The sequence below is a fragment of the Nostoc sp. ChiSLP03a genome (assembly GCF_034531215.2).
GTDB lineage: Bacteria > Cyanobacteriota > Cyanobacteriia > Cyanobacteriales > Nostocaceae > Nostoc.
Genome location: NZ_JAVRBQ020000167.1, coordinates 41,217 through 51,918 on the forward strand (window position 1 = coordinate 41,217; position 10,702 = coordinate 51,918).

The following is a 10,702-nucleotide window of genomic DNA, read 5'->3' on the forward strand; positions in this document are numbered from 1 at the left end:
GCAGACTAGAGGTGTTGTACTCAGTACTATAGGACAGGAAGGGGGAGTGGGCAGATGAACAAAAATACTGGGCAAGGTAGTGTTTTTTCCCTGTTTAAAGGCGTACCTCTAAGTGGCATCTTGGTAGCGTTGTTTGTGCTGCAAATCTTGCTAGCTGTGGGATTGACTGCATACTTATCAATCGGAAACGGGCAAAAGGCAGTCAATCAGGTAGTTAACGAATTACGTCATGAAGTTGGCAATCTAGTCGAGCAGAATTTACAAACTTACTTAGCAACTGGGCGTCAGGTACTAAGCAGTAATCAAAATGCGATTAACATGGGGTTGCTGAAGATAGAAAATCTGGCAAACTGGGAGTCATATTTAATAGAGCAGTTAAAGATTTTTCCAGATGCGTTGGCAATAACTGCAAGCAATGAGCAAGAATATTTAGCGGTAGAAAAGTTCAACGATCGCCAATTTTTACTCAGAAAAGCCGATAAGTCAACTGGATACGACCTCTACACCTACATAATTGACTCTCAAGGTCAACGCACTCAATTACCAGAGGTGATCAAAAACTATGATCCGCGATCGCGTCCTGATTATCAAACAGCAGTTACCGCCAAAAAATTCGGCTTTAGTCAGATTTTTACACCCCGCACTGAACCAACACTCTTAATTAGTGCTTCTCAACCCATTTATAATTCCCAAGGCGAATTACTCGGAGTCAACAGCACTCTCACTCACTTATCACAAATTGGGGATTTGCTGCAAAACATCAAAGTTGGCAAGTCTGGGCAAATTTTTATTATCGAGCAATCGGGGCTATTAGTTGCAAGTTCTACAAACGAAGAATCATTCCGCTTCCAAAATCGTAAACTTATTAGATTAACAGCTTCCCAAAGCGGCAATTCTTTGACTCAAGCAACCGCTAAATACTTAGCAACTAAATTTAGTAACTTTGACCAAATTCAAGGTTTACAGCAACTAGATTTTTCCTTGGACGGCAAACGGCATTTTTTAGAAGTTAGACCATTCCAGGGCGAACCAAATGTCAATTGGTTGATAATAGTGGCTGTCCCCGAAGCAGACTTTATGGGACAAATTAATCGCAACATTCAAACTACAATTTTTCTTTGTTTAGGAGCGTTGGTACTAGCTATTATATTAGGAATTGTCACTGCTAGATGGGTTAGTGTGCCCATTTTGCACTTCAGCAAGGCGACAAAAGATTTAACTGATTTTACCAACAACGAAAACTCAGTGGTGCAAGTACAAGGAATTCAAGAACTAGAGATACTGGGTGGATCTTTAAATGAGGTGGCGCAGGATTTACGCAAAACCTTTACTGCACTGATTAGTAAAAATGAGGATTTAGAACTGCAAGTTAAACAGCAAACTCAAGAATTACAGCACGAGGTTGAAGAACGCATTAACAGCGAGCGAAAACAGGAACGGCATCATCAAGTACTTACAGAATTGGCAAATCACAAAGCGATTTTTGAAGGGAATTTAGAAACAGCATTCAAAGCGATCGCCCAAAAAGCAGCCAATGCCTTAGAAGTAGAACGAGTCAGTGTGTGGTTATTCAATAGCGAGCGCACCAAGCTACAATGCATAAGTCTTTATGAACGTAGCAATCACAAATATTCGGCAGGTTTAGAACGCAACCTTGCAGATTATTTCATCTACTTTAAAGCCCTATTAGCTTCTGGTACTATTACCGTCTCCGACACTCGTACCGATCCACGGGTACAAGAATTATCGGATAAATTGCTCGAACCAAATAATATTGTATCCCTAATTGATACCATTCTTTGGGTTGGGGGCAAAATGGTGGGAACAGTATTTTACGAGCAGATCGATCTTCCCCGAAAATGGGAACTGAGCGAAGAAAACTTCGTTAGAGCGATCGCGGAAATTGTCACTCTAACTTTAGAAATAGGCGATCGCAAACGCGCAGAATCCGCTCTACGTGAGGCTAAAGAAATCGCCGAAGTCGCAAATCGTGCTAGAAGTACCTTTTTAAGAAACATTAACCACGATCTGAGGACTCCTTTAAACTCAATTATGGGAATCACAGAAGCACTCAAAGAGCAAGTATACGGCCCTGTAAATGAAGAACAGCGTCAGTCTTTAAATATGCTTGAATCTAGCGGTAAAAACTTACTAGAATTAATTAACCAAATCCTTGACTTTACCGATACAGAATCCAGCAAAATAGAACTGCAACTAGCTGCTACTTCGATTCAGGAAATATGTGACTTCTGCTTGAGTTTTGTTAAACATTTAGCCTTCCAGAAAAATATCCGACTGACGGCACAAATACCTGAAGAACTCGAACTTATCCAAGTCGATGAACGCCGCATTCGCCAAGTATTTATCAACTTATTAACTAACGCGATTAAGTTTACTAAAGAAGGAGGTGAAGTCTGGATTGAAGTTCAGCCAAGTTCCACCAATGAATATATTTTTATCAGCGTGGTAGATACTGGGATTGGGATGCTTTCCGATGACCTTTTTAAATTATTTCAACCTTTTGTGCAAGTTGAAACTGTTCCCGATCGTAGTTCTTCAGGCACGGGTTTAGGATTAGTAATGGTGCAAAAAATTGTCGAGTTGCATGGTGGAACTGTCCACGCCGAAAGTCAGTTAGGCAAAGGTAGTCGATTTACAGTCAAACTCCCTTGGAAAAACGCGGGAGAATCGAGAGTTTCAGAGGATGTTTGAAAAGTGGTATGTTGTGATTTTAATCAAATTATTACCCCCCTTATATTATGTCCGGTTAAAGACTTATCATTAGGAGGGCAGGGGAGCAGAGGAGCTTCAGGTGCAGAGGAGAGGGGCTTTTGGGCTTTCTGCATAGATTCGGGAAGCAAAACTAATTAGCCGGACTTGATATTAATCCCCCGATGCATTAGGGGGAAACAAGAAAATCCGGTTCCCTCCCCAATGCATCGGGGAGGGTTAGGGTGGGGTAAAACCCGGATTTGTCAATTATTTCTAACTTGTGTGTAAACGGTAGCTTTATAGAACCCATTTGAGAGCTATACAGCAGGGCAATCGAATTTGGCTGAACTACGAGCTAAGTTACAAATTTTATAGATCGATCGTCAGGATTTTTTTCTTGCTTTTTTTGTCGCTCAACACGACTGTATTGTAGGGTAATGTATCCGTTCCCAGCGGAATTGGCAGCTTAAAATTGGGGCTTTTACGATCGAGTTCGCCTAAATCAATGCTTTTCGTTATATTGCCATCTGTTGCAAGATTTGCGGTAAGTTCGCCTTTATAATCTTCAATTAAAAAGTCTCTAAAGAAAACGACTGCCCCACCCTCAGGATCTATACCAAGGATGACCGTACCGCTGAAAGTTGTGCCTTTTCGTTCTTCATCAACCGTTGCCACTGTGATTTCCGAGGGGTCTTGACCGGACTTATCTGCCATAAACTTTTTCCTGAGCGAATTCTCAACAATTGAAAATGATTTTACAAGAGCGCTATGGGCGATCGCAAAACTCTCAGGACGTATTTCTGCATCGGTCTTGCAAATGTATAGCCAAGTTACTTCTGGTTATACGCCTAATTGGAAGATTAGACCTCTTGGCATTTGTGCTTTTTGCACTCTTAGAGGATGTCTGAAAACTTTTTAGTGTTGTATTTGAGACTTGTAGATCCCCCTAAATCCCCCTTAAAAAGGGGGACTTTGATTCCGGTTCCCCCCTTAAAAAGCTACGGTGTACACACAAGTGGTAGCGGCAAGGGTTTCAGGCTTTATGAACCCTTTAAATGGTCATTACGAGCGCAGCGAAGTAATCGCATTATCCAGTAGTTTTTGTGATTGCGTCGTCGTTCCTCCTCGCTGCGGACAAGGTTTGGAAGCGATCGTACAACAAGATAGCTAGGCGACGAAACCAAGTGTTAGGTAGGATTTCAAGACTTGTGTGTACACCGTAGCCCTTAAAAAGGGGGGCTAGGGGGGATCAAGCGAAATATTTAATACTTCTCAAACATTCTCTAAGCTATGTGACGATAAGTATTAAACGGTAATCCAGTGCGCTGCTTGACATCAATCAACGATTTATACTCACCTCGTTGCTGCCTTTCGACAACAATTTGCTCTGCGATCGCACCATCTAATCCACAGGTAATCAATTCATCGGTTGAATATGTGTTTAATCGTTTCCAAGAACAATCAGCTTCTTTTTTGTAGTTGTAGCTAAAAGTAATCAGTGGTGTAATTCGATCTACTTGCTTTTCCGGAATTCCGGCTATTTCAATTAACTCTTCTACATGAGTGAAAACATATCCCTCATTCATCAATGATTCGATGTTATTTGCATAAACTATCGGTAATCCTAAATAGTTAACGAGTTCATGTTTTGAGCATTCATTAATATCTACTTTCTCACGAGTATTTGCAACTAATTTTGCTAACTCTTCTTCTTCGGGAATTGGTAAATTCTTTGGATAAGTTTTGATTAAATAAAATTTCTTGAGATAGAAGGCAATACTAATTTGAGCTATCCAGGGCGCAAATGCTAAACTATTAGCCGATAAAGCTAAAGCTAATATAGAGATGCTAATCCCTAGAACAACCCAAGTTTTAGTCTTGGATTTATAACCTGCATAGACAATCGCAAATCCCCCTAATGTCGGAATTAATGATAACCACACCCAAGCAGGAGTTTGTTGAAACCAAGATTTAGATTGTGACATCATAAATCGACTAATAATTTTAATTTACAAAGATTTCAGAAGCTTTTGGCGTTTTTCTTCATACTCTTCTGCGGTAATTATCCCAGAATCAAAGAGATTTTTTAAATCAGCTAAGGCACTGGTTGCATCTTTTGCAGAGACTGCTCCACCTGTGCTTGCGATAACTTGATTATATTTTGTATTGAATTCGGTATCTGACATCAAAACTAGGACGAAGAATTCAACGAAGGCTATTAAAGATGGAATACAAGTCCAAAAAAACAATAAGTACAAAATACCTGCTACATTTTCTCCTAAATAGAATTTGTGAATTCCCAGCCAGCCGCCAAAAAAGCAAAGTATAATTGCTGTAGATTTAGTCTTCATAACATTTACTTCCTTAATTAACTCTAATAAATATCTGTTGGCATATAGTAATCCGATTTGATTCGGAGAATTACTCGTGAAAACCGGGGACTGGGGACTAGGGACTGGGGACTGGGAAGAAGGAATAAAAGAAAAGTGTACTGAGTTTTTTCAAAAATCAAATATGAGTCCTATATAATACAATCAAATTTTTTGACCTTCTTTGATTATTTATCTGGTTTATTAGTGAATTTGTCCGTCAACAAATAAATAGCGATTATACATAGCTGAGATTCCATTAAAACTAAATATCCTTTAACTATGTAGTTTAAATCTAGGTTGGAAGTAAAATAAAAAATCAGAGAACCAATTGCTAGATAGGGAATTAAACGCAACCGATCGAATTTAAGTTTTAGTCTTTCGTTATTTAAGTTACTCATCAGTAGATAAAGTTATATTGAACAATAGTTGTTTACCAACAATTAAGCAGTTATTACAACAAATTTGTTTGGTTTAACAGATATTGACTGCTATTTAAAGCTAATCTTAGTTAATGTCTATCTGTTAAACCTCACGAATTTTACCGAGTTTGCTTATAGTTACATCAATAGACTTACGTAAAGTTTCTGATGACTAAAGTAAAATGCACAGCATAAAAATCACTGAAGTTTTGCTTTCTTTGCTTTTCTAGACAACAAAACAATGCAACATTCAAGCATGACAGCGATTAGCAGTTCTTATTCTACTTTGCATAACTCCTGTTCGTGCCTAAAAAGCTGTTAAAAACAGGTTTTATTTCAATAGTGCAGACTTAAGTCTGAGGCGCTTCTATACAGTTGTAGCACTCTTAGTATTTGCTTCCTCTGAAGTCGTTTTCAAGCGTGTTGCTGTGCTTTTACGGATGCGATCGCTTTTGCGAACACCACCCGCCATCTCATATTCACGGCTATCTTTACCGTATTTAAAAGCAACTCCAATGAGCATTTTCTCAGTTAGATTGCTTAAATTTTTGTCCAACTCGTCCATCTCAGTTTTAGAAGAGTCGATCGTGGCTAAAGCAGTATTATAAGCATCTATCTTGGTACGATATTGCTCAATTAGTTGTGTCATATTTTCCAAGTTGCGTCCATCGCCAAAATCCATAGTCGGATCGATGGCTTTAAGTCCCGCCGTTCTTAATTCAGCTTTTTCTAGAACGCGGTATGTACGTTTTTGACGCGACATAAATATATCCTTTTTATCTGCTTTATAGCTAGTTTGCCTCACTAAAGCTGGATCTCAGTTCAGTAAAATCCTCAAAAACTAGTGTTTAATACAACAGTTAGTTCAGTATTTGACGCAAAAATCATGAGTTTGTTAATGAAACTCGTGATTTTGTGAATGAAACTCGTGATTTTATTAATGAAACTCGTGATTTTGTCAATGAAATTCATGATTTTGTCAATGAAAATCGTGATTTTCTTGGATTTCTTGGAGTTTGGCTGTGGCATCTTCTACAAAGATTTGATAGGGAATCTCTCTAGCAAGTTCAATAGCGCGATTGAGCGCATCTACAGCCTCTTTTTGCCGTCCCAGTTTTAAGAGAATTTCAGATGTGAAGTAAATCAAATTACGGCTTTTGCTATACTTGTCACCAATTTGGGTATACAGTTCTAACGCTGCTTGACAATACTCTAAACCTAAAGTTAAATTTTCTTGCAAGATGCCGATTTCTACTAAAGTATTAGCTTCACCCAAGCGATCGCCAATGTCGCGGTAGAATGCCAATGCTGCTTCGTAGCGCTCTAAGGCTTCGGTGCTGCGTTTAAGGAACTGGAAGACATTGCCGATTGCTCTTAAAGTATTAGCTTCACCCAAGCGAGAACCTATGTTCCGGTATAATGCCAATGCTGCTTCGTAGCGCTCTAAGGCTTCGGTGCGTCGGTCTAGGAACTGGAAGACATTGCCGATTGCTCTTAAAGTATTAGCTTCACCCAAGCGAGAACCTATGTTCCGGTATAATGCTAATGCTGCTTCGTAGCTCTCTAAGGCTTTGGTGCTGCGTTTGAGGAACTGGAAGACATCGCCGATTGCTCTTAAAGTAGTAGCTTCACCCAAGCGATCGCCAATGTCGCGGTAGAATGCCAATGCTGCTTCGTAGCTCTCTAAGGCTTCGGTGCGTCGGTCTAGGAACTGGAAGACATCGCCGATTGCTCTTAAAGTAGTAGCTTCACCCAAGCGATCGCCAATGTCGCGGTATAATGCTAATGCTACTTCGTAGCGCTCTAAGGCTTCGGTGCTGCGTTTGAGGAACTGCAAGACATTGCCGATTACTATTAATGTATTAGCTTCACCCAAGCAAAAACCTGTGTCACGGTATAATGCCAATGCTGCTTCGTAGCGCTCTAAAGCTTCGGTGCGTCGGTCTAGGAACTGGAAGACATCGCCGATTGCTCTTAATGTATTAGCTTCACCCAAGCGATCACTAATGTCGCGGTATAATGCCAATGCTGTTTCGTAGCGCTCTAAGGCTTCGGTGCGTCGGTCTAGGAACTGGAAGACATCGCCGATTGCTATTAATGTATTAGCTTCACCCAAGCGATCGCCAATGTCGCAGTAGAATGCCAATGCTGCTTCGTAGCGCTCTAAGGCTTCTTTTGCTCTATAAACTTGAAACTTCGCTTTACCTCCCCAATAATAAACTTCTGCAATAACTAAAGTGTTATCCACTTGCTCTGCTGCAATCTGTTCTAATAATGTTGTAATCAGCGATTCTAGTTCGGCAACACGAAAATTATTGTTCCACTTTTGGGCTAAATCCCAAAGCTCACCGCCTTCCCACTCCCGGTCAACTACAACCAAGTGATACAGCCATTCAATTTGAGTTTCTGGCTCAGGATTGATACTGCCAAAATACTCGGCTGCTCGTTGCGACAACGTGATAAACTCATCCCGACGTTCAAGACGCAGATGTTTTAACATCAGATTTCGCGTCAAATCATGAACATTATGCCCTCTATCAGGAAACTCTTCCACAAAAGGTAAAGCTTGCAATTCTGTATAAAGCTGAGATGATTGGGTTTGCAATTCTGGGCGCAGTGCTGCCAAAATCTCTGCATTAAACCAGTGTGGCACTACTACCGCCCATACAGCCGCAGTTAACTCAGGCGAAAGCGTTAAGAGAAAACTCTCCGTGACAATCCAAGAGCGTTCCTCATCTGTTTCTGCTTTTGCCAGCTTCTCTAAAAATAAATTATTCACAGCCTTTTCCTCGCCGCCGCGTGTAGCGTCCTTAAGGCTGTCATAGTTTTCGCAGGTTGACCTTCACACAGTATCATTGCCGCGTTGACTTCAAATTCATTCAGGGATAGTCCTTCATTTTGGGCATAGTCACACCAAGCTTTCAATTCCAAAATCGCTTCTAAAGGACAAAAGTCATGTAAACCCATCCACTCAACTGTTGGTTCAAGAATCTCCTGTCCGGCAATTACCACAATCAACTTTTTTATCTTGACAACTTGTCTTAAAAATTTGCCACTTAACCAGTTTGCCAATTCAGTGGGAGCTTTTTGGTAAGAATCAAACAAAAATACTAGCTTTTCAGGAATTTGCTCTAAGTCCTGAAAAAATGCCTCCTGTACTTTAGCAAAGCGAAGATCGAGTGCCAACTTATCTTCACTAGACAAAACCACACTTAATTGGTTATCTTTGCCAATCATTGTTGTGTCAGAGACTTCTATCCCTGAACTGAGATATTGCTCCATAGCAGCATTTAACTTCGGAAAACTTTTCTTTCCTAAATAGTCAGGCACACAGTCAAAAATGTAGGCAATCCCTCGCTCTGCCGATTTGATATCTATGTCCACACACAATACATTTTCTTCAGGTAATGTGTGCTTAAACCTTGTTAGTAACCAAGTTTTGCCAAAACCAGATTCGGCTTTAATTAAAAGTATACGTTTGGCAACGCTTCCCTCCACCATCCGATTAAAAAGTAGAAGTTCCTGTGTGCGATTGGCAATAATCATGGATTCGGAGGATTATTTTGCTGAGGAGAAGCCGGAGGATTAGCATCGTCTGTCACAGAAAACTCTTGGTTTTCACCGTTTATCTGAGTATCTTCTACCCAAACGTCTCCTTTAGTAACTCTTGCTTTATTTCCCTTCCCTTTCATGGTTGTCCCTCTGACAACAGTTCCCGGATTTGTTCCTGGCTGAGGGGAAGTTGGTTGTGGAGACTGTCTACTCCAAGCGTTACCGAAGATGAGTTGAAGAATATTCACTAAAAAGGCTCCCAATAAGGCAGCACCAATCATTTGAACCAAGCCTCTGACATTTGATGTTTTCGCAACTTCTCCAGACAACCATGCCCAAATTGCTGACAAGAGAGCAAGTTCAATCACTACAGCAGTAACCAAGAACCAGCTACCCCGAAAGGTTCTGAGTGGGGGTAATTGATTAATCAGATACCCAGAAGCAGCACCGATAAATGCAGCTACTAAAATTTGTAAAAGCTCATTTGGCATAGCAAAATAAACTAATTCGTTGCGATTCCGTTTAATTACGCTGAATTTACTATACACCCTGGATACTTAAAGGCATACAGAATATCTAGATTGGTATTGCTGGTAGTCAGAATAGCAATGTCTACAACGTGGCATATCTCAACGAACTTAACTGCGATCGCTGTTCAATTAATACTGCGCTAGTTTAAGAAAAATAGTGCAAAAACTTAATCAGTATGACCAGTGCGATCGCTATTCTGTAACACTGATAACAAAAGTAAACGACTAAAAAAGGGAATGTGCTTGTATCTGTTGGCATCCCTGGTTTAATCCTGGCATATCTCAACTAACTTAACTGCGATCGCTCAGAAACTTAACTAGATAATCGAACTTCTCAAGAGATATCAAAGCTATAACTTATTAATCCCTAAAATAGCAAAAATCATTGACACCCTAAGTATATACGCAATAAAATTATTCTAGTTGAACCTAACAATAGAGTTAATCAAAATACTTTTCCCAGAGAATAATAAACGAGCAATATTAAAAATAATTTGGAGCGAGCAAATGAACGCCAAAATTATTGCTTTTTTGGGGATTACGGCAGCCTTTGTAAGCTTAGGAAGCCAAGCCTACGCTCAATCACCAGCATCAAACTCAAATCCCGGACAATATCGATTAAGTGGTGATTCTCTACTTGGAATCGATCAAAAAACAGCCCAAGATGACTTTAGAAGTTTTTTTGAGCAAACTAATCCAGCAAGCCTTTCCAACAATAATAGAAGAGAAAATAAAACTCCAGCCCAAATTCGCTTTAACGAATCATTATCACAGCCAGACACTTCAGTTTTCTTAACACCGGCTCAGTCAGGTAGTGACAATGATGGATTGCAAGTACAGTTAGATATCGGGAGAAAATAAGCAGGGATAAAAGCTGACGGTGTAGTTTTAATTAATTATGCGTTGGCCAAAATCCTTGCTAATATAGCAATCCTAAATCATTCGTAAGACAAAACCAAGGACAAATGACCAATTGACTTATACCAATTCTCTATGAAGATGCATAGAATAAAGCTTCATGGAACAGAGCTTCAAGGATAAAATCATAACAGGTCAAACAGGAGATTAACTCGGAAGACATTTGAGCTAACTCATGTTTAATCCGTTGGCGCAATTC

Annotated in this window: 10 protein-coding genes; 3 read left to right on the forward strand and 7 right to left on the reverse strand. The window is 40.0% G+C overall.

What is annotated here, in order from left to right; translation table 11 throughout:
- Window positions 1-54: 54 nt before the first annotated feature.
- A complete protein-coding gene (locus RMY32_RS28525) occupies window positions 55-2,712 on the forward strand; it encodes a sensor histidine kinase (protein WP_322711949.1) in 2,658 nt (885 codons plus the stop codon).
- A 369-nt stretch (window positions 2,713-3,081) separates the two neighbouring features.
- Here RMY32_RS28525 and RMY32_RS28530 read toward each other — a convergent pair whose 3' ends face one another.
- Complete coding sequence (locus RMY32_RS28530) at window positions 3,082-3,426, reverse strand: hypothetical protein (protein WP_322711950.1); 345 nt, start codon at window positions 3,424-3,426, stop codon at window positions 3,082-3,084.
- A gap of 328 nt (window positions 3,427-3,754) precedes the next feature.
- On the opposite strand from RMY32_RS28530, the gene RMY32_RS28535 reads away from it, so the two are divergent.
- On the forward strand, window positions 3,755-3,883 hold the full coding sequence (locus RMY32_RS28535; protein ID WP_322711951.1) for a hypothetical protein: 129 nt from the start codon (window positions 3,755-3,757) through the stop codon (window positions 3,881-3,883).
- Between the two features lie 112 nt (window positions 3,884-3,995).
- Here RMY32_RS28535 and RMY32_RS28540 read toward each other — a convergent pair whose 3' ends face one another.
- From RMY32_RS28540 to RMY32_RS28565, 6 genes are all read right to left on the reverse strand, one after another.
- Window positions 3,996-4,700: a helix-hairpin-helix domain-containing protein gene (locus RMY32_RS28540; protein WP_322711952.1), complete on the reverse strand. Its 705-nt coding sequence runs from the start codon at window positions 4,698-4,700 to the stop codon at window positions 3,996-3,998.
- Window positions 4,701-4,721: 21 nt separating this feature from the next.
- A complete protein-coding gene (locus RMY32_RS28545; protein WP_322692624.1) occupies window positions 4,722-5,063 on the reverse strand; it encodes an NINE protein in 342 nt (113 codons plus the stop codon).
- Window positions 5,064-5,870: 807 nt separating this feature from the next.
- Complete coding sequence (locus tag RMY32_RS28550) at window positions 5,871-6,266, reverse strand: hypothetical protein (protein ID WP_322711954.1); 396 nt, start codon at window positions 6,264-6,266, stop codon at window positions 5,871-5,873.
- Between the two features lie 216 nt (window positions 6,267-6,482).
- Complete coding sequence (locus RMY32_RS28555; protein WP_322711955.1) at window positions 6,483-8,282, reverse strand: tetratricopeptide repeat protein; 1,800 nt, start codon at window positions 8,280-8,282, stop codon at window positions 6,483-6,485.
- Entirely contained in the window at window positions 8,279-9,049 is a 771-nt protein-coding gene (locus RMY32_RS28560; protein ID WP_322711956.1) for a hypothetical protein, read from the reverse strand. The genes RMY32_RS28555 and RMY32_RS28560 overlap by 4 nt, the downstream gene beginning before the upstream one ends.
- Window positions 9,046-9,546: a hypothetical protein gene (locus tag RMY32_RS28565; RefSeq protein WP_322711957.1), complete on the reverse strand. Its 501-nt coding sequence runs from the start codon at window positions 9,544-9,546 to the stop codon at window positions 9,046-9,048. The genes RMY32_RS28560 and RMY32_RS28565 overlap by 4 nt, the downstream gene beginning before the upstream one ends.
- Window positions 9,547-10,092: 546 nt before the next feature.
- On the opposite strand from RMY32_RS28565, the gene RMY32_RS28570 reads away from it, so the two are divergent.
- Window positions 10,093-10,446: a hypothetical protein gene (locus tag RMY32_RS28570; protein ID WP_322711958.1), complete on the forward strand. Its 354-nt coding sequence runs from the start codon at window positions 10,093-10,095 to the stop codon at window positions 10,444-10,446.
- Window positions 10,447-10,702 lie beyond the last annotated feature (256 nt).

Excerpts from the sequence above, each read along its gene's own strand:
- RMY32_RS28525 (WP_322711949.1), top strand. The coding sequence starts at position 55 with ATGAACAAAAATACTGGGCAAGGTAGTGTTTTTTCCCTGTTTAAAGGC.
- RMY32_RS28530 (WP_322711950.1), bottom strand. The coding sequence starts at position 3,426 with ATGGCAGATAAGTCCGGTCAAGACCCCTCGGAAATCACAGTGGCAACG.
- RMY32_RS28535 (WP_322711951.1), top strand. The coding sequence starts at position 3,755 with ATGAACCCTTTAAATGGTCATTACGAGCGCAGCGAAGTAATCGCATTA.
- RMY32_RS28540 (WP_322711952.1), bottom strand. The coding sequence starts at position 4,700 with ATGATGTCACAATCTAAATCTTGGTTTCAACAAACTCCTGCTTGGGTG.
- RMY32_RS28545 (WP_322692624.1), bottom strand. The coding sequence starts at position 5,063 with ATGAAGACTAAATCTACAGCAATTATACTTTGCTTTTTTGGCGGCTGG.
- RMY32_RS28550 (WP_322711954.1), bottom strand. The coding sequence starts at position 6,266 with ATGTCGCGTCAAAAACGTACATACCGCGTTCTAGAAAAAGCTGAATTA.
- RMY32_RS28560 (WP_322711956.1), bottom strand. The coding sequence starts at position 9,049 with ATGATTATTGCCAATCGCACACAGGAACTTCTACTTTTTAATCGGATG.
- RMY32_RS28565 (WP_322711957.1), bottom strand. The coding sequence starts at position 9,546 with ATGCCAAATGAGCTTTTACAAATTTTAGTAGCTGCATTTATCGGTGCT.
- RMY32_RS28570 (WP_322711958.1), top strand. The coding sequence starts at position 10,093 with ATGAACGCCAAAATTATTGCTTTTTTGGGGATTACGGCAGCCTTTGTA.